Annotated in this window: 19 protein-coding genes; 9 read left to right on the forward strand and 10 right to left on the reverse strand. The window is 73.8% G+C overall.

Annotated elements, in window-relative coordinates; all coding sequences use genetic code 11:
* Positions 1 to 27 precede the first annotated feature (27 nt).
* From BM242_RS11900 to BM242_RS11910, 3 genes are all read left to right on the forward strand, one after another.
* Positions 28 to 753 carry a response regulator transcription factor gene (locus BM242_RS11900; RefSeq protein ID WP_093838738.1) on the forward strand — a complete coding sequence of 242 codons (726 nt, stop codon included), beginning with the start codon at positions 28 to 30 and terminating at the stop codon, positions 751 to 753.
* Positions 753 to 2,321 (forward strand): sensor histidine kinase, encoded by a 1,569-nt coding sequence (locus tag BM242_RS11905; RefSeq protein ID WP_093838739.1) that lies wholly within the window; start codon positions 753 to 755, stop codon positions 2,319 to 2,321. The genes BM242_RS11900 and BM242_RS11905 overlap by 1 nt, the downstream gene beginning before the upstream one ends.
* 198 nt (positions 2,322 to 2,519) lie before the next feature.
* Positions 2,520 to 3,410, forward strand: coding sequence for a polysaccharide deacetylase family protein (locus BM242_RS11910; protein WP_093838740.1), 891 nt, complete (start codon positions 2,520 to 2,522; stop codon positions 3,408 to 3,410).
* 66 nt (positions 3,411 to 3,476) lie between these two features.
* On the opposite strand, the gene BM242_RS11915 is transcribed toward BM242_RS11910, so the two are convergent.
* Positions 3,477 to 3,866 carry a DUF2795 domain-containing protein gene (locus BM242_RS11915; RefSeq protein ID WP_093838741.1) on the reverse strand — a complete coding sequence of 130 codons (390 nt, stop codon included), beginning with the start codon at positions 3,864 to 3,866 and terminating at the stop codon, positions 3,477 to 3,479.
* Positions 3,850 to 5,022, reverse strand: a complete 1,173-nt coding sequence (locus BM242_RS11920) for a baeRF2 domain-containing protein (protein ID WP_093838742.1) — start codon at positions 5,020 to 5,022, stop codon at positions 3,850 to 3,852. The genes BM242_RS11915 and BM242_RS11920 overlap by 17 nt, the downstream gene beginning before the upstream one ends.
* Positions 5,023 to 5,400: 378 nt before the next feature.
* On the opposite strand from BM242_RS11920, the gene BM242_RS11925 reads away from it, so the two are divergent.
* From BM242_RS11925 to BM242_RS11935, 3 genes are all read left to right on the forward strand, one after another.
* Entirely contained in the window at positions 5,401 to 5,850 is a 450-nt protein-coding gene (locus BM242_RS11925) for an SPW repeat protein (RefSeq protein WP_093838743.1), read from the forward strand.
* Between the two features lie 366 nt (positions 5,851 to 6,216).
* Positions 6,217 to 7,593, forward strand: a complete 1,377-nt coding sequence (locus BM242_RS11930) for a pectate lyase family protein (RefSeq protein WP_093838744.1) — start codon at positions 6,217 to 6,219, stop codon at positions 7,591 to 7,593.
* Positions 7,594 to 7,803: 210 nt separating this feature from the next.
* The gene (locus BM242_RS11935) at positions 7,804 to 8,235 is read left to right on the forward strand and encodes an archease (RefSeq protein WP_093838745.1); all 432 of its coding nucleotides are present in this window, start codon (positions 7,804 to 7,806) and stop codon (positions 8,233 to 8,235) included.
* 102 nt (positions 8,236 to 8,337) lie between these two features.
* On the opposite strand, the gene glnA is transcribed toward BM242_RS11935, so the two are convergent.
* Positions 8,338 to 9,753, reverse strand: a complete 1,416-nt coding sequence (glnA, locus tag BM242_RS11940) for a type I glutamate--ammonia ligase (RefSeq protein ID WP_093838746.1) — start codon at positions 9,751 to 9,753, stop codon at positions 8,338 to 8,340.
* Between the two features lie 253 nt (positions 9,754 to 10,006).
* Between glnA and BM242_RS11945 the strand changes: the two genes are divergently transcribed.
* Entirely contained in the window at positions 10,007 to 10,525 is a 519-nt protein-coding gene (locus BM242_RS11945) for an RDD family protein (protein ID WP_245834006.1), read from the forward strand.
* A gap of 238 nt (positions 10,526 to 10,763) precedes the next feature.
* Here BM242_RS11945 and BM242_RS11950 read toward each other — a convergent pair whose 3' ends face one another.
* The 3 genes from BM242_RS11950 to lipB all read right to left on the reverse strand — a co-directional run bounded on the left by BM242_RS11950 (position 10,764) and on the right by lipB (position 13,442).
* Entirely contained in the window at positions 10,764 to 11,468 is a 705-nt protein-coding gene (locus tag BM242_RS11950; RefSeq protein WP_093838748.1) for a DUF4191 domain-containing protein, read from the reverse strand.
* A gap of 52 nt (positions 11,469 to 11,520) precedes the next feature.
* Complete coding sequence (lipA, locus tag BM242_RS11955; protein ID WP_093838749.1) at positions 11,521 to 12,462, reverse strand: lipoyl synthase; 942 nt, start codon at positions 12,460 to 12,462, stop codon at positions 11,521 to 11,523.
* A 98-nt stretch (positions 12,463 to 12,560) separates the two neighbouring features.
* Complete coding sequence (gene lipB / locus BM242_RS11960; protein WP_093838750.1) at positions 12,561 to 13,442, reverse strand: lipoyl(octanoyl) transferase LipB; 882 nt, start codon at positions 13,440 to 13,442, stop codon at positions 12,561 to 12,563.
* A gap of 388 nt (positions 13,443 to 13,830) precedes the next feature.
* Here lipB and BM242_RS11965 point away from each other — a divergent pair, with 388 nt between their 5' ends.
* Entirely contained in the window at positions 13,831 to 15,453 is a 1,623-nt protein-coding gene (locus BM242_RS11965) for an NsdA family TPR-like regulatory protein (RefSeq protein ID WP_093838751.1), read from the forward strand.
* 43 nt (positions 15,454 to 15,496) lie between these two features.
* Here the strand turns inward: BM242_RS11965 and BM242_RS11970 are convergent, their stop codons facing one another.
* The 3 genes from BM242_RS11970 to BM242_RS11980 form a co-directional block, all read right to left on the reverse strand.
* Positions 15,497 to 16,825 (reverse strand): FAD-dependent oxidoreductase, encoded by a 1,329-nt coding sequence (locus BM242_RS11970; protein ID WP_281254681.1) that lies wholly within the window; start codon positions 16,823 to 16,825, stop codon positions 15,497 to 15,499.
* Positions 16,826 to 17,483: 658 nt separating this feature from the next.
* Complete coding sequence (locus BM242_RS11975; protein ID WP_093838753.1) at positions 17,484 to 18,536, reverse strand: TIGR01777 family oxidoreductase; 1,053 nt, start codon at positions 18,534 to 18,536, stop codon at positions 17,484 to 17,486.
* A 67-nt stretch (positions 18,537 to 18,603) separates the two neighbouring features.
* Positions 18,604 to 19,143: a DUF4240 domain-containing protein gene (locus tag BM242_RS11980; RefSeq protein ID WP_093838891.1), complete on the reverse strand. Its 540-nt coding sequence runs from the start codon at positions 19,141 to 19,143 to the stop codon at positions 18,604 to 18,606.
* Positions 19,144 to 19,363: 220 nt separating this feature from the next.
* Between BM242_RS11980 and BM242_RS11985 the strand changes: the two genes are divergently transcribed.
* Positions 19,364 to 20,320: an SDR family oxidoreductase gene (locus BM242_RS11985; protein ID WP_093838754.1), complete on the forward strand. Its 957-nt coding sequence runs from the start codon at positions 19,364 to 19,366 to the stop codon at positions 20,318 to 20,320.
* Here BM242_RS11985 and BM242_RS11990 read toward each other — a convergent pair.
* Positions 20,311 to 21,495: a helix-turn-helix transcriptional regulator gene (locus BM242_RS11990; RefSeq protein WP_093838892.1), complete on the reverse strand. Its 1,185-nt coding sequence runs from the start codon at positions 21,493 to 21,495 to the stop codon at positions 20,311 to 20,313. The genes BM242_RS11985 and BM242_RS11990 overlap by 10 nt on opposite strands.
* Positions 21,496 to 21,525 lie beyond the last annotated feature (30 nt).

Raw genomic sequence — 21,525 nt, forward strand, 5'->3', positions numbered from 1 at the left:
GCCCCGGCCGGAGGGAAGACTGAGGCGGTGACCTCTGCTGTGACACGGATACTGGTGGTGGACGATGAGGCCTATCTGGCCGAGCTGGTCGCTACGGCCCTGCGGTACGAGGGCTTCGAGACGGCCGTCGCCCATGACGGCGCCGGGACCGAGGCCCAGGTGGCGGCCTTCGCACCGCATCTGATCGTGCTCGATGTGATGCTGCCGGACGGCTCGGGCATCGATGTGTGCCGGCGGCTGCGGGCCAACGGCCTGCGGGCACCGGTGATCTTCCTGACCGCCCGGGATGCCACCGAGGACAAGGTGGCCGGGCTGACCGTGGGCGGTGACGACTATGTCACCAAGCCGTTCAGCCTGGAGGAACTGGTGGCCCGGGTGCGCGCGGTGCTGCGGCGCAGCGGCACCGGGGCGCCCGGCGCCACCCTGGGCTTCGCGGATCTGGAGATCGACGAGGACGCGCACGAGGTGCGCCGCCGGGGCCGGCCCATCGCCCTCAGCCCCACCGAGTACAAGCTGCTGCGCTATCTGGTGGTCAACGCCCGCAAGGTGCTGACCAAGCGGCAGATCCTGGACCATGTGTGGGAGTACGACTTCAACGGCAACGACGGCGTGGTGCAGACCTATATCTCCTATCTGCGCCGCAAGGTCGACGCCTTTGACCCGCCGCTGATCCACACCGTCCCCCGGGTGGGCTATGTGCTGCGGACCCCGGACCGGCCGGACGGCCCCCCGGGGACCGGGAAGGCCCGCTGATGTCGCTGCGCACCCGGCTCGTGCTGACCGTGCTGAGCCTGCTGGTGACCGGACTCGGCGTCGCGCTCGGCGGCACCTACGGCGCCATCCAGGACTGGACCGGCGACCGCAACGACGACGTGCTCGCCGATGCCGGGCAGGCCCTGGAGGAGTCCCTGCGGGCCCGGGGGGAGCAGCCGCGGATCGTCCTCGCGGAGCGGCCCGGTGATGTGGCCGAGCTGTGGAGCAGCGCCGCCGCCACCGCCGACCTGCCGTCCTTCTTCCAGATCCGCGGCCCGGACGGGGGAGTGGCGCAGACCGTCTCCTACGGGCCGCGCCCGGCCCTGCCCGAGCCGCTGCCGGAGGGAATGCTGCCGGACGCCGGGGACGGCCCGGACGCCGAGCGCTTCAGCACCGCCCGCACCGCCGTGCCGGGCGGCGGCACCAGCGAGGACGGCTGGCTGGTGCGGACCTCCGTGCTGGGCGGCGGCCACGTCCTGGTGGTGGCGATGAAGACCGGCGCCTCCGACGAACTCGCCGGGCGGACCCTGCGCGCGGCCTCCACCTCGGCGGCCGTGGTGCTGCTGGCCGTCGCCGCGTTCTCGCTGCGTGCCGTCCGGCGCGGGCTGCGCCCGCTGGAGGACATCGCCGCGGCGGCCGGAGCGATCGGCTCCGGCGATCTGACCCGCCGGGTGCGGCATGCCGGCACCCGCACCGAGGTGGGACGGCTGGGCACCGCGCTCAACGCCATGCTCGGCCAGATCGAGTCCGCCTTCCGGGCCCGGCAGGCCAGCGAGGACCGGCTCCGGCGCTTTGTCGCGGACGCCTCGCACGAGCTGCGCACCCCGCTGGCGGCCATCCGCGGCTATGCCGAGCTGTTCCGGCGCGGCGCGGCCACCCGCCCCGACGACCTGGCCACGGCCATGCACCGGATCGAGTCGGAGGCGACCCGGATGAGCCAGCTGGTCGACGAACTGCTGCTGCTGGCCCGGCTGGACCAGGGCCGGCCGCTGGAGCGGGAACCGGTCAACCTCACCGCGCTGGCGGTCGACGCGGTCCGCGACGCCCGCGCCGCCGGCCCGGACCGTCCGCTCACCCTGGTGCGGGACGGGCGCGGAGAGCGGGCGGAGGGAACGGACCGGCAGGACCGGCAGGACCGGGGGGACCGGGGGGACCGTGCGGACACCGCCGCGGTGCGGGTGACGGGCGACGCGGACCGGCTGCGGCAGGTGCTGGCCAATCTGCTGGCCAATGTGCGCCGGCACACCCCCGCCGGTACCCCCGCGGAACTGCGGGTCGGCGTGCGGGACGGCATGGCGCTGCTGGAGGTCGCCGACCGCGGTCCCGGCATCGACCCGGAGAAGCGCGAGCGGGTCTTCGAGCGCTTCTTCCGGGCCGACCCCGGGCGCTCCCGCGACCAGGGCGGCGCGGGGCTCGGGCTGTCCATCGTGGCGGCGGTGGTGCAGGCCCACGACGGCGAGTGCGGGGTCCGCGCCACCCCGGGCGGCGGCGCCACCTTCTGGGTCCGGCTCCCGCTCCTGGAGCCGGACCCCGGCAGCATGCCCGGGCCGGCTCCGGCCGATCCCTGAGCCCCGCCCCCGGCCGCGCGATGGGACGGGACGCGACGCGCGGGCCGGGCACGGCCGCACCCGCGGAGGCGGCGGGCCGCGCCGCACCCAGGGGCCGGTGGCGGATGCCACCGGGCCGCGTCGGCCGATGGGGTGCCGTGCGAGGGGGGCCCGGTGTCGGTGCGCGGGGTGGAATGGCGGCCGTGAGATCAGTAAGTCATGCGATCGGATACATCCGACAAATCACCTGAGCGTCGGTTCCGTCCCGGGCGCCGCACCCTTATCGCCGGTGCCGTCTGCGCCGGGACGGTGGGCCTGCACCGGCTGCTCGCGCATGAGCCGGCGGGCTCGTCGGCCGCACCGGCGGGGGCCGCACCGGCCCCCGGGCCGCCCGCCGCACCGGGCGGCGGGCTGGGCGCGCAGAGCTACCGGCTGCGGCCCTTTGCCGCGCCGGGCGCGCGATCGCCGCGGCTCGGGGAATCGGTGCGGCGGCAGAACGTGCCGGTGCGCGAGGCCGCCGCCGTGACCCTGCCGGTCAAGGGCGACAAAATCGCGCTGACCCTGGACGACGGGCCGCACCCCGAGTACACCCCCGAGGTGCTGAAGGTGCTGCGCACCCACCGGGTGCGGGCCACGTTCTTCCTGATCGGGGAGAACGCCGAATGGAACCGGGACCTGGTACGGGCCATCGCCGCCGACGGTCATCTGATCGCCAACCACTCCTGGAGCCACCCCCGGCTGGACACCCTCTCCCGCAAGAGGGTGCGCAGCGAGCTGGGCACCACCTCGGAACTGCTGGAGCGGCTCCTCGGCGGGGCGCCGGGCTGGGCCCGCGCCCCGTACGGCGCCTGGGACAAGGCGTCGCTGGAGGTCTGCGCGGAGCTGGGAATGGAACCGCTGGGATGGTCGGTGGACACCAACGACTGGGCCCGGCCGGGCAGCGAGGAGATCTCCGAGGCCGTGCTGGAGGGCGCCCACTCCGGCGGGGTGGTGCTGGCACACGACGGGGGCGGCGACCGGTCGCAGACCGTCGCCGCCCTCCGGCACTGTCTGCCGCGGCTGATCGACCGCGGCTGGTCCTTCGTGCTGCCCGCGCCGGGGCCGGTCTGAACGGCCGCCCGGTCGCGGTCCGGGCGCGGCCCGGTGCGGCCCGGGCGCGCGGGCAGCCAACCCCGGCTAGGCCCGGGGCTTGCGTCCCAGGGCCGCCACCACCTCCTGCACATTGACGAAGGCCCGGTCCTCCGGCAGCGCGGCGAGGGACTGCACCAGCTCCTCCGGGGCCTGCTCGGCCCGCAGGGTCTCCATCAGATGGCCCCGGTCGGCCGGGAACTCGGTCCGGCGCAGATGCCTGGCCAGCTCGAAACGGAAGGACTCGTCCTCGTTCTCCCGGTCCATCAGGTCCTGCCTTCCCCGCAGCGCCAGCGGAGGATCGTCGTCGGCGTCCGGTTCCGGACGCCGCCACTCCTCCACCCGGCTGGCCCGCTCGCCGCGCAGCATGCCCATGAGCTCGTGCTTCATCTCGTCGTCGAGGTGGACGTTGTAGCGGTCGCTACCCCGTTGTGGCATGGCCGGCTCCTTCCGTTTCCTGGTCGTAGGCCCAGCGCAGCAGCGCGCCCAGCCCGCCGGCCGGCCCGTCCCCCGCACCGGTCTCCGGCAGCCGCACCGGCACCACTTCGGCGTCGGTGGTCACCGCCGAGCGCAGCAGCGCGTCGTCGGCACGTGCCATGCGCGGGTCGTCGTCGCCCAGATAGGCGATCTCCGAGCGCCGCATGCCGAGCTGGTCCGGATCCCGCCCGATCCACACCTCGCGATGCAGATCCGTACCGTCCGGACTGACCAGCAGCGCGTCGATACGGTGCTCGCGGGCCGCCTCGACCAGCGCGGGAACGCCCTCGGCGGCCCCCAGCCGGCCCTGGCCGTCGGGGTGGCGCCCGGCGTGGAAGCGGTCCAGTACCTCCCGGGCGCGGCGCTCGGCGTAGTCGGCCCGGGCGTCCTCGACCACCTGTGCCAGCCGCTCCCGGCGGGCGCCCGGCGCGCGTCCGCCGAACTCGGTCTCCACCGCCTGCTCCCGCAGATGCGCGGGCAGCCGGCCGTGCACCGCCCGCCGCTCCCGGGGGTCGCCGGCCAGCACCAGCACCGGGGCCCCGGTGCGCCGGCGGGCCTCGGTCAGCGCCTCGGCGATCACGCCCGCGTTGTGGTCCCAGGTGTCCTCCACCGACTGCTGCCAGTGGCGCTCGGACCAGTCGGCGGCGGAGGTGCGGTGCAGCGGGTGCTGCTCGCCGCTGACCTCCCCGGCCGGCCGGATGCCGAGCGGTCCCCACTCCTCGAAGTCGGCTCCCCGGCGGTCGATGTACGCCACCAGGCAGGCCGGCCGGGTGCCGGTCAGTTCCAGCAGCGGCTCCACATGGGGCAGCGCGGACCACCACGCCTGGGCGGCGCTGGCCGGCGGGGCCTCCAGAGGGGCGTCCAGCACCACCTCGCCGTGCGAGGCGAACAGCGCGTGCCCGGCCGGCGCGGTGGCGCGCTTCAGGCCCAGCAGGCCGTTGTGCAGGGCCTCGCAGGTCGGGCGGTCGGCGCCGTCCCGGGCGAGCTGGTCGACCGCCTCCTGGGCCGCCAGTTCGTGCCGGGTCAGGGCGTCCTGGGTGGTGAGCGCGGTGTCGAAGTACACCGAAGCCCATGGCCCGGGGCGTTCGAAGAGCGGGTTGAGGAATCCGAGCTTCATGGCTCCCTCCTCGTCTGCGGCCTGGTGAACGGGCCGGGTACCCCTCGCGCCGCTGACCACACCGGATGCCGGTGCGGCCGGGCGTTTGCCGGTTCCCGCGGCGGGGACCCGGGTGAAGGCCGAGTGAACGGCCGTTGCGTGAGGGACACAGGACCTCCGGGACCGGGGCGGGAGATCTCCCGGAACCCGGCCCCGGAGGCTTCCCGCAACCGCTCGGATCACGGCGTACCGGCCATGGGCGCCCCCGCCCCGGGCCACCTGTGCGCGAGCGATCCGAAAATTCGCACCAATAGGGCAACAAGAGCAGAATTAATGGGGGATTCGTGACGTCCCGGCGCAGACACGTCGGCGCGGGTCCTCGGAAAGGGGCGAGTGACGATGGCGGATGTCACGCACCGGCGGGCGGATCTCGCCGGTCACCCGGACATCTACGAGATGCGCAATCGGTACGAGCGCGTGCTGCACGGGCGCGATGTCGTGCTGGTGGACGCACCGGTCTTTCTCGCCGGGCTCTACTGCGCGATCTCGCCCTGGGTCGTCAACAACTTCGCGACCGCCCAGCCGAACCTGGTCGTCCACAACCTGATCGTCGGTGTCGCGCTGGGCCTGATCGCACTCGGGTTCACGCTCACACCGGAGCGCGTCTACGGCATGAGCTGGGCGCTCTGCGCGATCGGCGCCTGGATGTTCGCCACGCCGTGGTGGGTCGGATCCTTCCCCGACGCGGGCATCATCTGGAACCAGTTCCTGATCGGTGGTGTGGTCTTCGTCCTTGGCGTGGCCGCCATCGCCCAGTCGATGGCGGTGCGCAGGCGCCAGGAGGCATGAGCGCGGCCTCCGGCCGCCGGTTCCGCGTCAATCCGAGTCAGATCCGAGTCACCAGAGTCACTCAGGGTCACTCCGGCTCGGAGAGAGTCAGAGAGGTGAATGCCGATCTGTCGACCTGTCGATCTGCCGACCTACGCCGGCATCCGCGCCCCCGGCCGTCAGCCGGGGGCGCTTTTTGTCCGCCTTCGCTGCAACCGATTGCATGTTTCCTCTTCTCGTCGCTGCTGGTGAGGGGCCCTCGGCAAGGTTTTTTCTGCCACATCCCTTGTGTAACGAGCCACTTCTCTGGACGATGTAGCACCATCCGGCCGGGATTTCCGCCCTCCAGCGCTACAAGCCTTTGCAAGAATCGGAGAAGACTCAACGATGAGACTCAGATCCAAGGTGATCGTCGGGGCCTGTGTCCTCGCCGTCGCCGCGACCGCCGCCCCGGCCGTCACCGCGGCGGCCTCCTCCGGCCCCGGCTCCGACCTGGCCGCCGGCCGGGGGCACGGCCACGGCCATGGCCATGGCGGCTCCGGCGCCGGCCTGGGCTTCGAGGTGCTCGGCCCCCGGGACGGCTGGGGCGCCTACGGCAACGGCACCAGCGGCGGTGCCTCCGCCTCCCCGGAGAACATCCACACCGTCACCAGCCGTGCCGAGCTGCTGGCCGCCCTCGGCTCCCCGGACGACGACACCCCGCGGATCGTCCGGGTCAAGGGCACCATCGACATGAACACCGACGACCAGGGCAACCCGCTGAGCTGCGAGGACTTCGCCGACCCGGAATACTCCACGGACGCCTACCTGGCGGCCTACGACCCGGAGACCTGGGGCTGGGACGAGGAGCCGGCCGGCCCGCTGGAGGAGGCCCGCGACCGCTCCCACGACAACCAGGCCGCGCATGCCGTCTACCGGGTGGGGTCGAACACCACCCTGGTCGGAGTGGGCAAGGACGCCAGAATCCTGGGCGGCGCCATGCTGATCCGCGGGGTCAGCAATGTCATCGTGCGCAACATCAGCTTCGAGGCGGTCGAGGACTGCTTCCCGCAGTGGGACCCGACCGACGGCTCGGCCGGCAACTGGAACGCCGAATTCGACGCCCTGTGGCTGTACGGCGCCACCAACGTCTGGCTGGACCACAACACCTTCCGCGGCGGCGGCCGGCCCGACACCGAACACTTCGGGCGGCCCTACATGGTCTACGACGGCTCGGTGGACATCACCCGCGGCTCCGACCTGGTCACCGTCTCGTACAACCACTACGACAACTACGACAAGGGCATGCTGATCGGCGGCAGCGACCGGCACAGCGAGGACATCGGCAGGCTGCGCGTCACCTACCACCACAACCTGTTCGAGAACGTCATCCAGCGCTCCCCCCGGGTGCGGCGCGGCCAGGTGCACCTCTACAACAACCACTGGCTGGTCACCCCGGACGCCCCCTTCGGTTTCGACTACGCCTGGGGAGTCGGCCTGGAGTCGCAGATCTACGCCCAGAACAACTACTTCGAGGGCGACATCGAGCCCGGCGCCATCGCCCACCGCTGGAACGGCACCTCCCTGTACGAGACCGGTACCTTCCTCAACGGCTTCGGCCACCGCGACCGGGTGGACGTGGTGGCCGCGCACAACGCGGCCCGGCCGGACTCCCCCCTGGTCGCGGGCGCGGACTGGACGCCCTGGCTGCACGGCCGGATCCAGCCCGTCCACAAGGCGGTCAAGGACATCTCCCGCCACGCCGGAGCCGGTCACCTGAAGTAACCCCCCTCCGGCCGTCACCCCCCGCCCGGCGGTGTCCGGCGCCGTCCCTCCCGCGGCGCCGGGCACCGCCGCCCCCCGTCCCCGTATCCGCCGTGCGGATCACCGCCGGGCATGAGACCGTGACAGCCCGGAGCACCGCGTCCCCCTCGCGGCGCCGGGCGGGCACGGACCAGGGGCGAGGGGGCGAAGGGCCCATCGGAGGTGAGCCGCATGGAGGTCCGGCAGGCCGGCCACAGCAGCGTGCCGCACCTCACCGACCTGCGGGTACTCGCCTGGGCACCGACCCGGGAGGAATGCCTGGCCCAGGCCGTGCAGGCCATGACCGAGGCCATCGCCGACCCCGCGTCGGCCGGCCCCGGCGCGGCCACCCGCGAGCTGGACACCGTCATCCCCGCACTGCGCGACGAGGACCTGCTGCTCGGACTCGCCGAGGAGTTCCTGCACTGGCTGGACGCCGGCGGCGAGGTCCCGGTGCGCGCCGAGGTGGCCGCCGTCCCGGGCGGGGTGCGCGCCCGGGTACGGCTGGTGCGGCTGCGCACCCTGCGGACCACCGGCCCGGCGCCGGTCGCGGTCACCGACCGCGGCCTGTCGATCGGCCCCGCCCCGGACGGCTGGCACTGCGCCGTCACCCTCGCCGTCTGACCGCCCGGCACCGGAACAGGGCTGTGCCCCGGCGCCCTCCGGCGCCGGGGCACAGCCCCGCGTCCGCGTATGCCTCACCCGCTCCGTCCAGGAGCGGCCGGATCACACGTCGAAGTACAGCTCGAACTCGTGCGGGTGGGGGCGGAGCTGCATGGGGGCGATCTCCTTCTCCCGCTTGAAGTCGATCCAGGTCTCGATCAGGTCCGCGGTGAAGACCCCGCCCGCGAGCAGGAACTCGTGGTCGGCCTCCAGGGAGTCCAGCACCTGCGGCAGCGAGGTCGGCACCTGCGGGATGCCGGCGTGCTCCTCGGGGGCCAGCTCGTAGAGGTCCTTGTCGACCGGCTCCGGCGGCTCGATCTTGTTCTTGATGCCGTCCAGGCCGGCCAGCATCAGCGCCGAGAACGCCAGGTACGGGTTGGAGGACGGGTCCGGGGCGCGGAACTCGACGCGCTTGGCCTTCGGGTTGGAGCCGGTGATCGGGATGCGCATGGCCGCCGAGCGGTTCCGCTGCGAGTAGACCAGGTTCACCGGGGCCTCGAAGCCCGGCACCAGGCGGTGGTAGGAGTTCACCGTCGGGTTGGTGAAGGCCAGCAGCGAGGGGGCGTGCTTCAGAATGCCGCCGATGTAGTAGCGGGCGGTGTCCGACAGGCCCGCGTAGCCCTGCTCGTCGTAGAACAGCGGCTGGCCGCCCGCCCACAGCGACTGGTGGACGTGCATGCCGGAGCCGTTGTCCCCGAAGATCGGCTTGGGCATGAAGGTGGCGGTCTTGCCGTTGCGCCAGGCGACGTTCTTGATGATGTACTTGAACAGCATCAGATCGTCGGCCGCGGCCAGCAGGGTGTTGAACTTGTAGTTGATCTCGGCCTGGCCGGCGGTGCCCACCTCGTGGTGCTGGCGCTCCACCTCAAGACCGGCCTTCATCAGCTCCAGGGTCATCTCCGCGCGCAGGTCGGCGAAGTGGTCCACCGGCGGGGCCGGGAAGTAGCCGCCCTTGTAGCGGACCTTGTAGCCGCGGTTGCCGCCCTCCTCGATGGCGCCGGTGTTCCAGGCGCCCGCCTCGGAGTCGATGTAGTAGTAGCCCGCGTTGGACTTGGTCTCGAAGCGCACGTCGTCGAAGACGTAGAACTCCGCCTCGGGGCCGAAGTAGGCGGTGTCGGCGATGCCGGAGGAGGCCAGGTAGGCCTCGGCCTTGCGGGCGATGTTCCGCGGGTCGCGGCTGTACGCCTCGCCGGTGATCGGGTCGTGGATGAAGAAGTTGATGTTGAGCGTGGCGTCCTTGCGGAACGGGTCCAGCCGGGCGGTGGACAGGTCCGGGACCAGGGCCATGTCGGACTCGTGGATGGCCTGGAAGCCGCGGATCGAGGAGCCGTCGAACATCAGCTGGCCCTCGGGGTCGAACGACTCCACCGGGACCGTGACATGCTGCATGATGCCCGGCAGGTCACAGAAACGGACGTCGATGAACTTGACGTCTTTCTCCGCAATGTACCGATTGATCTCGTCGGCGTTCTGGAACATCCGGTGTCCTCCTAGCCCGCCTGGGCGACGGGGCGTTTGCAGCTCGGGAACAGCCCGCACGCGCAGCCTGCCTGGCCGACATTAAGGACCCGGCATTTCTCGGGCATGACCCATCTGTTTCGCCGATGTTAACCAGCCCTCCCGTGCGATGACGCCCGCCCTGCCGGTCGGCGGTGGATTTGCGGCCGGATGCCCGGCGGGCCGGCCAGGGGCCGCCGGGGGCGTCCGCGGCGCCCCGCGCTACCGTGGAGCCGTGGACGAGCACACAGACGACAAGCCGGACGGCGCGGACGGCACGGACCGGAGGACCGTCGCCCGGCAGGCGGTCGGCACCTGGCTCTCCGGCCCCCGGGCGGGCGCCGAGCAGCTCGGCGCCGGCCTCGGCCACCGCGGCCGGCGCCTGGGCCTGCCCGCCGAAGGGCCGGGCTCGGTGGCCGCGCCCGGCCGCCGGCTGGCCGCCATCGGGCTGGACTGGGCGATGTGCACGCTCATCGCATACGCCCTGCTCGCCGACGACCGCGCCACGCTGGGCAACTGGACACTGCTGGTGTTCACGGTGCTGGCGGTGGCCACCGTGGGCACGGTCGGGGCCACCCCGGGCAAGCGCCTGCTCGGCCTGCGGGTGATCTCGGTGCACGGCACCCGGCTGACCTTTCCGCGCGCCGTGCTGCGCGCACTGCTGCTGGCGCTGGCCGTGCCCGCGCTGATCTGGGACCGGGACGGCCGCGGCCTGCACGACCGGCTCTCCGGCGCCGTACAGGTGCGCATCTGACCCGACCCGTGACCCGTCGCGCGGTCCTGCGGCGCTCGCCCGCCGGAAGGGGACCCCGTGCATCTCGTGTATACGGTCATATACCGAGCGTCCGCATACCATCACACTTTCAAGCGCCCCGGGCCGCCGGAGGCCGCGCCCCCGCTCCGGCCAGGCCGGAAACGGCGCCGCCCGGCCGGCCGCACGTGGAACGTGCGGCCGGCCGGGCGGCGCCGGCGGGGGCCCGGCGGGCCCATGCTCAGCGGCGGATCTGGCCCTTCGGCAGCTTCATCCCCTTGGGCAGCGGACCCTTGGGCACCGGCATCTTCGACATCAGATCGCCCAGCGCCCGCAGCCGGTCGTTCACCTCGGTCACCCGGTATCCGGGCAGCACCCGCGGCAGCTTCAGCACCCGGGAGCGCAGCTTGGGCAGCGGCACCTGGCCCTCGCCGTTGCCCACCACCAGCTCATGCACCGGGACCTCCTGCACGGCCCGGGCCATGCGCTTGCGCTCGGCGGTCAGCAGGCCCTTCACCCGGTTCGGATTGCCCTCGCCGACCAGCACGATGCCGCACTTGCCGACCGTGCGGTGCACCACGTCCTGCTGGCGGTTGATCGCCACCGCCGGGGTGAAGGCGAAACCGCGCCGCATGTTCTCCAGCACCGCCGCGGCGGCCCCGGGCTGGCCCTCCATCTGCTTGAACGCCGCCCGCTCGGCCCGCCGGCCGAACACCACGGTGGTCACCAGCAGCGCGACCAGCACACCGAGAATGCCCAGGTAGACCGGGTGCCCGAGCAGGAAACCGATGGCCAGCACCACGCCGAAGCTGAGCAGCGCCACGGCCAGCAGAATCCAGCCCAGCCTGCGGTCGGCCCGCTTGGCCATCCGGTAGGTCAGCTTGATCTGCTTGAGACGACCCGGGTTCTCGGAGTCGGCGGCCGTCTGCTGCTTCTCTTTCGCCATCGGTCCTCTTTCCGGTGAGTTACGGGAACAAGGATACGGGGCGGGCCCGTCCTCAGGCCGCCGAGGCGGCGTCCCGCTTCTCGACCGCCTGCCGGTACAGCCGCCCGGCCCGGTAGGAGGAGCGCACCAGCGGCCCGGACATCACCCCGGCGAAGCCGGTCTCCTCGGCCTCCGCCTTCAGCTCCACGAACTCCTCCGGCCTGACCCAGCGCTCCACCGGGTGGTGGCGCACCGAGGGCCGCAGGTACTGGGTGATGGTGAGCAGCTCGCAGCCGGCCCCGTGCAGATCGCGCAGCGCCTGCGAGATCTCCTCGCGGGTCTCGCCCAGCCCCAGGATCAGATTGGACTTGGTGACCAGCCCGGCCTCCCGGGCCCGGGTGATCACCTCCAGGGACCGCTCGTAGCGGAACGCCGGACGGATGCGCTTGAAGATCCGCGGCACGGTCTCCACATTGTGCGCGAGTACCTCCGGACGGGCGGAGAACACCTCGGCCAGCTGTTCGGGCACCGCGTTGAAGTCGGGGATCAGCAGCTCGACGCCGGTCTCCGGCATCACCGCGTGGATCTGCCGCACCGTCTCGGCGTACAGCCAGGCGCCGCCGTCCGCCAGATCGTCCCGCGCCACGCCGGTCACGGTGGCGTACTTCAGTCCCATCTGGCGCACCGAGTCCGCCACCCGGCGCGGCTCGTCGCGGTCGAGCTCGGCCGGCTTGCCGGTGTCGATCTGGCAGAAGTCGCAGCGCCGGGTGCACTGCTCGCCACCGATCAGGAAGGTGGCCTCCCGGTCCTCCCAGCACTCGAAGATGTTGGGACAGCCGGCCTCCTGGCAGACGGTGTGCAGCCCCTCCCGCTTCACCAGCCCGCGCAGTTCGGTGTACTCGGGGCCCATTTTCGCCCGGGTCTTGATCCACTCGGGCTTGCGCTCGATCGGGGTCTGGCTGTTCCGGACCTCAAGACGGAGCATCTTGCGACCGTCGGGTGCGACAGCGGACACGTCCGGCTCCCTGTACTTTCGATTCCTCGGCGAACACCAGCGTACGCCTTGACTACACCGGACAACCGGGCCCCTGGCGCTCGGATTCCGGCGTCGCTCTACGCCTTGGGCTCTCCGGCGCGGTCGATCACCCGGGGTGCCGGGCGCTGCTCGGCCAGCACCGCGGCGAGATGCTTCTCCGCCAGCGGCAGCACCTCGCCGACCGTGACCTCCCGGCCCAGCTCGGCGGAGAGCGAGGTCACCCCCGCGTCCCGGATGCCGCAGGGCACGATCCGGTCGAAGGAAGTGTTGTCCGGATTGCAGTTCAGCGCGAAGCCGTGCATGGTCACGCCCTTGGCCACCCGGATGCCGATCGCCGCCAGCTTGCGGTCCTCGCCGCGCTGGCCCGCGTTGGACGGCGCGTACTCCGGGCCGCGCAGCCGCGGGTCGAACTCCTCGTCGTCCTCCGGGCGGGCGGTCCCGGCCAGCCGCGGATCGATGTCCAGCGCCAGCCCGCCGCCGGGCGCCGGGCGCCGCTCCGGCAGCGCCTCGCCGAGCACCCACACCCCGCTGCGGCCCTCCACCCGGGTGGTCTCCACCCCGAGCTCGGCGCACACCCGGATCAGCGCCTCCTCCAGCCGCCGCACATGCGCGACCACGTCCACCGGGCGCGGCAGCTTCAGGATCGGATAGCCCACCAGCTGGCCCGGCCCGTGCCAGGTGATCTTGCCGCCGCGGTCCACGTCCACCACCGGGGTGCCGTCCAGCGGGCGCTCGCTCGGGCGGGTGCGGCGGCCCGCCGTGTACACCGCCTGGTGCTCCAGCAGCAGCACGGTGTCGGGGAGCTCGTCGGCGAACCGCGCCGCGTGCACCTCGCGCTGCCGCTGCCACGCCCGGTGGTACTCCACCGCCTCGGCGCCGAAACCGAGACGGACGAAGCGCGGCGCCGCCGGCCGTCCGTCCTCCGCCGACGCCGTCTCCGGCTCGGTCACCGTCCCCATCGCGTCCCTCCGGGTGCGCTCCGCTCGGTCCGCCGGCGGCACCGCGTCACCGGCCCGGCCGGCATCGCTGAAATCGCTGAAATCGCTGATACCGGTGATATCGCTGTCATCGTCACCATCGCCGACGGCACGGGCATCACCGGCATCGCCGCTCCTCGTTGGTCCCTCGTGGAACCCTCGTCGCCCCGCGCCGTCCCGCGGTGTCCCGTCCACTGTACGGCGGTCCGCCCCAGGTCCCGCACCGGGCCCGATGCTCACACGTATGGATGAATCCCAGCCCCAGAAGGCCAGGAATCCCGCCAGGACCGTTACATTCACGCCGTTCCACCGCCGTTCCAGCAGGGCGCGCCGGTGCCGCACAGCCTTTCGGCAGGAGACCCCATAGCTGATGTCCACGGAACGACCAGGAGGCCCGGCCTCCTCGAAGTCCCCCCGACGGAATCCCAACCGGCAGCTCGCCGCGCTGATCGCGGAGGCCGGCTTCTCGCACGCCGGACTGGCGAGACGGGTCGATCAGCTTGGCCTGGAACACGGGCTCGATCTCCGGTACGACAAGACATCCGTGACCCGCTGGCTACGCGGGCAGCGACCGCGCGGCGCCACCCCCGCGCTCATCGCCGAAGTCTTCACCAGGCGGCTCGGCCGCCGCTTGACCGCCCAGGACCTCGGCCTGGAGGCCTGCGCCCCGGTCTACGCCGGGCTGGAATTCGCCGCCACCCCCGCCGAGGCCGTTGACATCGTCACCGGTCTGTGGCGCAAGGACACCGGCAGCTACGCCGAGCTGCGCAAGATCGCCTTCACCCCGGCCGGGCTGGTGGTGCCCAGCCGTGACTGGCTGATCGGGCGGCCGGACGAGCGGGTCGGCCGCGGCGAACCGGCCGCGGCGGGACCGCCCGGCCCGCCCGGCCCCTCCGCCGGGGAGCTGCCCGGCCGGCCACCCGGCCTGCGCCCGGGCATGCCCCGGGTCCCCGAGCAGAACCGCGGACCGGGCTCGCTCTCCGCCACCGGCCCGGCCACCGGGCACGGCATGCGCGGCCCGCTGCCGCCCGGGGCCGCCGCCCCGCGCCGCCCGCCGTCGCCCGTGGAGCGGGTGGAGCGCGGGCCGGGCCAGCGGGTCACCCCCGGCGACATCGCCGCACTGCGCTCGGTGGCCGAACTCTTCCGCACCCTGGACCAGGCCTACGGCGGCGGGCACGCCCGGCAGGCCATGGTCCGCTACCTGGAGCACGAGCTGGAGCCGATGCTGCGCGGCAGCTACAGCGAGCAGGCCGGCCGCCGGCTCTTCTCCGCCGCCGCCGATCTGACCAGACTGGCCGGCTGGACGGCCTTCGATGTGGCCGCGCACGGCCTGGCCCAGCGCTACTTCGTGCAGGCGCTGCGGCTGGCGCAGTCCGCCGGGGACCGCGTCTTCGGCGCCTATGTGCTGGTCTCCATGAGCCGGCAGGCGGTCTACCTGGGGCACGGCCGGGAGGCGGTGCAGCTCGCCCGGGTGGCGCAGCAGGGCGTGGCCAGCAGCTCCCCGTCCGCGGTCCAGGCCCTGCTGCACGCCGCCGAGGCGCGCGGGCACGGTGTGCAGGGCGAGGCGCGGGCCTGCGCGGCCGCCCTGGCGCGTGCCGAGCGCGCCCTGGAGACGGCCCGCCCCGGCGACGAGGTGCCGGGCTGGGCCCGGTTCTTCGACGAGGCCCAGCTCACCGACGAGTTCGGCCACTGCCACCGCGATCTCCAGCAGTGGCGGACGGCCGCCCGGTATGCCGAGCGGTCGCTGCAACTGCGCTCCCCGGCGTTCGCCCGCTCCCGGCTGTTCTGCCGGATCGTGCTGGCCACCGCCCGGCTGGGGCTGGGCGATCTGGACCAGGCGTGCACCCTCGGCTCGGAGGCCGCCCAGCAGGCCGCCGACATGCGCTCGGTGCGCGCCCACGAATACGTCCAGGACTTCGAGCGCCGCCTCGACCCGTACCGCGACGCCACCCCCGTCCGCGACTACCGCGACCGCACCGCCGCCCTGATGTGACGCCCGCGCCCGCCGCCCCACCCTCCGGGGGCGGGCCGCGCCGTCACACCGCGCGGGCGGTGAGGCTGGGGTCGGGAGCGGGGTCGGCGGTGCCGGACGGCACGGGGACCCCGAGGTCGGCGCAGAGCGCCGCCGCGGCCCGGCGCGCCGAGGACAGCTCCCCGCCGATGCCCGGCGCGTCCCGGTGATCCCCGCACACGTACACCCCGGCCAGCAGCCGCACCCGCCGCTCCGCGGCATACGGCGGCGGGGTGGCCGGCACCGCCCGGGCGTCATGGCGCACCGCCAGCAGCTCCCACTCGCGGGCCGGCGCGTCGTGCAGCGCGGCGAGCTGGGCGCGGGCGGCCCGGTCCAGCAGGTGCGGCGGCTCGCCCGCCTCCCGGCCCAGCACCACCGAGGTCACCAGCGTCCGGCCGCGCGGCGCGCGGGACGGATCGGCGGCCGAGGCGGCCAGCGAGTGCGCCACCGGGCCCCGCCGCGCGGTGTCCACCACCAGTGCCGGGCCGGTGGGCAGCCCCTGGGGCGCGGCGTGGTGCAGCACGGTCACCGGGTGGTGCTCCGGCACCCGCAGCCCGTCCAGCAGCCCGGCGGCCCGGTCCGCGCCCGTGGCGACCAGCACCGAACGGCAGCGGATGGTGCCATGCCCCTCGGTCTGCACGGCGTTGGCCGCCACCGACACCGCCCGCACCCCGGTCCGCACCGTTCCCGACGGCAGTTCCCCGGCCAGCAGCTCCGGGAGGGCGGCGGCGCCGCCCCGCGGCAGGCTCAGCCCGGCGCGGGCGAAGGCGCGCAGCCGCAGATCGCTCAGCCGGCAGGAGGCGGACAGCGCCGGATCGGCCAGCAGCACGGTCAGCAGCGGGCGCAGCGCGCCCTCCGCGATCCGGGCCGGGACGGAGCGGGTGGCCAGCGCGGCACGGGCCGGCAGTTCGGGGCGGGCCAGCAGCCGCGACTCGGCGGTCTGCGCCATCCGGCCCAGATTGACCCGCAGCCACGCCTGGTCGAAGGCGGCGGTCAGCGACGACCGGCCGCCCTGGCCGTCCGTGCGGCGCGGCCGGGCGCCGACCCGCTGCACCCGTCCGGTGCCGTGCAGCAGCACCCCGCCGTCCAGTCTGGCCAGCGGCAACGGCCGGGGCAGCAGGGCGAGTTCCGGGCCGTCGGGGACGGGCAGCCAGCTTCCGCGGTCCAGCCGGAATCCGTCCACATGGTCGGTGGCCATCCGGCCGCCGATCCGGCCGGTGGCCTCCAGCACGATGACGCCGAGCCCGGCACCGGTCAGATGGCGGGCGGCGGCCAGGCCGGCCGTACCGGCTCCGATCACGACCACATCGGCCGTAGTCCCGCCGTCCGCCGCGGGGCGGGCGGGCGCGGGAATCTCGGGTATCGCGGGTATCTCGGGTATCTCGGGTATCTCGGGTATGCAGCCACGCTGCGGGCGGCTGCTGAAGTCAGGGGTTTCGGTTGCCACATGCCCTCCCCGATGGGTGGTCAGGTGCATTCAGGCGGCGGACTGTGCGGGACCGCACGGGAATGTCGGCAGCAATCCTTCCGGGGCCGGAACCGGTCCCGATCCGGGAGCGGGGACAGGAGCGGGGAACGAGGGGCCAGGGAGCGGACGAGGGGAAGCGGGGGATCCGCCGCCCGCCGCACGGACGGCGGGCATGCGGCGGCACCGGGGGACGCCCGGGTCGTCGGGTGCCGCGCGGCCCTTGGGCCGGATGCCCGTCGGCCACGCGGGAAACCCTCCCGGTCCGCGCCGGGCGCACGCCCCCGGCGGCTGCGCGCCCATGGCACAGACCGGCGCTATCCGTTATGTCGGTGTATCGTTCAACGCCCCATGCTGCCAGCCACGGCCGGAGAACGCGAGACACCGGCGCACGCCACAACGCCTGATTTCCGCCTGATTTCCGCCTGTTTTCCGCACGGTTCCGCATGACGCCCGTCCGGTTTCCGTCCGGTTTCTGCCCGGATTCCTTCAGGATTCCACCGGGGTTACGCCCGTCCCGGGGGGCTGTTGCCGCCGGGGACGGGAACTACCCGGCCCGGCCCCTCCTGCGTTCCTCGACGGCGGCGCGTACCGCGTCCTCGATATCGGGGTGGCGGAAGCGGAAGCCCGCCGCCAGCAGCCGCCGCGGAACGACCCGCTGACTGCCCACCACATCGCCCGCGAACTCGCCCAGCACCAGCCGCAGCAGCGGGGCGGGCACCGGGAACAGCGTGGGACGGCGCAGCACCCGGCCCATGGCCGCCGTCACCTCCCGGTTGGTGACCGGCTCCGGCGCGGTCAGATTGACCGGGCCGGACAGGGCGCCCGGCCGGTCCGCCAGCAGAAACCGGATCGCGGCGATCTCGTCGGCCAGCGAGATATGGCTCCAGAACTGCCGCCCGCTGCCGATCCGTCCGCCGATCCCGGCCAGGAAGACGGGAAACAGCGGTCCCCAGGCGCCGCCGCGCCCGGACACCACCAGCCCCGTGCGCAGGAAGACCGTGCGCACCCCGGCGCGTTCGGCGGGCGCGGCGGCGGCCTCCCAGTCGCGCGCCAGTTCCGGCAGGAACCCCTCGCCGGGCGGGGACTCCTCGTCCAGCCGCCGGTCACCCCGGTAGCCGTACCAGCCGATGGCGCTGCCGCACAGAAAGGTGCGGGGCGGCGCCGGCATGGCGGCCATCGCCTCGGCCAGCGCGGCGGTGGAGTGCACCCGGCTGTCCCGCAGAATCCGCTTGTAGCGGGCGGTCCAGCGGCGCTTGGCGACGCCCGCCCCGGCCAGATGCACCACGGCGTCGCAGCCGTCCAGCGCGGCGGCGGTCAGCTCCCGGTCCCGGCCGGAGGGATCCCAGCGGGCCTCGTCCGGGGCCTGCGGCGCGGCCCGCACCAGGCGGCGCACCTCGACGGGCCCGCCGGCGTTTCCGGCGGCACGGAGCGAGGCGACCAGCGCGCCGCCGATCAGACCGGAGGAGCCGGTGACGGCCACCCGGCGCGGCAGCGGCGCCTCGCCGCCGCCGGGGTCCGCATCCGCGGGAACGGGCTCGGGCTCCGGGGACGACGGCCCGGGGGAGGTGGGCCCGGGGGAGGAGGGCTGCGAGCTCATGGCCCGACCCTACGGCCCGCCCGGCGGGGGCGGTACCGCGAGGTCCGGCCGGCCGCCGGTCGCGCTGTCAGGCGGTGCGGGCGCGGCCCGCGTGGAAGCGGGCCCACAGCCGCGGATAGGCGGCGGCGAGCTGTTCCTCGTCCTCGAAGTCCAGCGGCTCGCCGACCGGTTCCGGCGGCGGCACGGCCAGCTCCAGATCCGGCAGCTCGGCGCCGGTGAGCTGCTCGTACGCGTCATAGGCGGCGAAGCCGACCTCCTCCGCCTCGCCGTCCCGCTCGGCGTCGAAATCCGGGCCGAGCAGCTCGGCCAGCCGGTCCGGCTCGTGCAGGGCGCCCTCGAAGACCTGCCGGCCCTGGCCGATCAGCCAGCAGCGGAAGTTCTCGAAGCAGTCGTCGCTGGCCCCGTCCAGCAGCACCCAGGCGGCGCCCCACAGATCCCACCGGTAGGCGCGCTGGAAACGCGATTCGAAGTGACGGGCGAAATCCGTGACCGTCTCCGGGTCGAGTTCGGTCAGCCGCTCGACCAGCAGATCGGCGTGCGTGTCCGGATCGTTCTCGGCACCCTCCCTGGTGCTGTCGATCAGATCCCAGAACTCGGTTTCGTCCATCACGGACTCCAGCATCGGTGGTCCGGGCCGATCCCGCACGTCAGGCGCGGGCGGCGGCTCCCCGACCGGGTGAGGGCGGCCATCCGGGGGGTTCCGCGGAAAACTGGACAGCAGATGTCTGCTTTCCGGGTCAGGGTCGGGTCATACGGGCGCGGATCCGCCGCGTACCCGTGCATCCGCACACCCGTGCACTCGTGCACCACGGAAGGGACAGCAGCACATGAACCAGCCGCAGCAGCCGTCACAGCAGCCCGCGGACCGCCCGCTGGCGGGACGGATCGCCCTGGTCGCCGGGGCCACCCGGGGCGCCGGCCGGGCGATGGCGGTGGAACTCGGCCGCGGCGGGGCCACCGTCTATGTCACCGGCCGCACCACCCGCGAGCACGTCAGCGAGGTCGGCCGTCCCACCGAGACCATCGAGCAGACCGCCGAGCTGATCGACGCCGCCGGCGGGCACGGCATCGCCGTCCCCACCGATCACCTCCAGCCCGAGCAGGTGCGGGCGCTCACCGAGCGCATCGACCGCGAGCAGGGCCGGCTGGACATCCTGGTCAACGACATCTGGGGCGGCGACCACCTGCTGGGCGAGACCTTCAACGTCAAGCTGTGGGACGTCGGCCTGGAGACCGGCCTGCGCATGCTGCGGCTCGGTGTGGAGACCCACCTGGTCACCAGTCACTTCGCCCTGCCGCTGCTGATCCGCAACCCGGGCGGGCTGGTCGTCGAGGTGACCGACGGCACCGCCGAGTACAACGGCGCCAACTACCGCGACCACATGTACTACGACCTGGCCAAGAACGCGCCCCTCCGGATGGCCTTCGGCCTCTCCCGGGAACTGCGCGAATACGGGGCCACCGCGGTCTGCGTCACCCCCGGCTTCCTGCGCTCCGAGCAGATGCTGGACACCTTCGGGGTCCGCGAGGAGAACTGGCGGGACGCGATCGCCAAGGAGGAGCACTTCGGCATCTCCGAGACGCCGCTGCTGCTGGGGCGGGGCGTGGCCGCGCTCGCCGCCGACCCGGAGCGGGCCCGCTGGAACGGCCGCTCGCTCGCCAGCTATGACCTGGGCCGGGAGTACGGCGTCAGGGACGCCGACGGTTCCCTGCCCGATCCCTGGCGGTACTTCGCCGAGGTCGTCATGGGCGACAAGCCCGGCAGCGTCGACGACTACCGCTGACCCGGGCGCCGGCCGCCCGCCGCGGGCCGGTCCGCGGCAGGCGGCCGGCTGTAGCGGGCGTGCAGCCGGGCGGCGTCGTCGGCGACCCGTCGGCGCAGCTCGGCCGGGGCCAGCACCTCGGCCTCCGGGCCCAGCCCGCGCAACTGGTGCCGGGCCACCTCAAGGTTCTCCACCGCCAGCACCACGGTCACCCGGCCCTGGCCGTCCGGCGGACCGGCCGCGGCCAGGGCCTCGGCGGCGGCCGTCCGGTCGGTGGCCCGGCCCAGCAGGCGGGCGCCCTCCGGGGTCAGCCGCACCGTGATCCGCTCGCGCAGGATCGACCGGGCGAACTCGGCGGCGCGCTCGGCCCAGAAGCCGGGCAGATCGAACTCCTCCTCCCGGACGAAGTGCGCCGCCTCCCCGACGGCGCCGTTTCGTTCCCGATCCCTTTCCCCGTCCCCGTCCCCGTCGCCGTCGCCGTCGCCGTCCCCGTCCCCGTCCCAGGTCCGGCACGCCCGGATGCGGTCCACCCGGTACACCCGGTATCCGGCGCCCGGTCCGCCGCCGCGCGCCGGGCGATTGTCCGGAACCGGCCGCGCCACCAGGTACCAGGTGCCCGCCTTGAGCACCAGCCCGTACGGCTCCAGCACCCGCGCCACCTCGGCCGCCCCGGCCTGCTGACCGGCCCCTCCCGCGTCACCCGCCTCACCGGTGCCGCGCCGGTAACGGATCCGGATCCGGCGGTCGTCCCAGACCGCCTCGGCGACCTCGGGCAGCAGCGGCGGGGTGTCCGGCGGCTGCCACCAGCCCGGCGCGTCCAGATGAAACCGCTGGGCCGCGCTGCGCGGGGCGTCCGCCAGCCGTGGCCCGAGCGCGGCGGAGACCTTCAGCCGGGCGGCCGACGCGGCGTCCGCCAGCCCCATGGCGTGCAGCGCCGAGGGCACGCCGGAGAGGAACAGCGCCTCCGCCTCGCTGCGGTCCAGCCCGGTCAGACGGGTGCGGTAGCCGCCCACCAGCCGGTAGCCGCCCGTCCGGCCCCGGTCGGCGTAGACCGGGATGCCGGCCTCGGACAGTGCCAGCGCATCGCGCGCGATGGTGCGCTCGGAGACCTCCAGCCGGGTGGCCAGCTCGGCGGCCGTCATCCGTCCCCGGTTCTGCAACAGCAGCACCATCTGGATCAGTCGTGCAGCCCGCATACCGCCATCCTTCCCCTCCCGTTCCGGCTC

The sequence above is a fragment of the Streptomyces aidingensis genome, from assembly GCF_900112355.1.
Taxonomy (GTDB): Bacteria; Actinomycetota; Actinomycetes; order Streptomycetales; family Streptomycetaceae; genus Streptomyces; species Streptomyces aidingensis.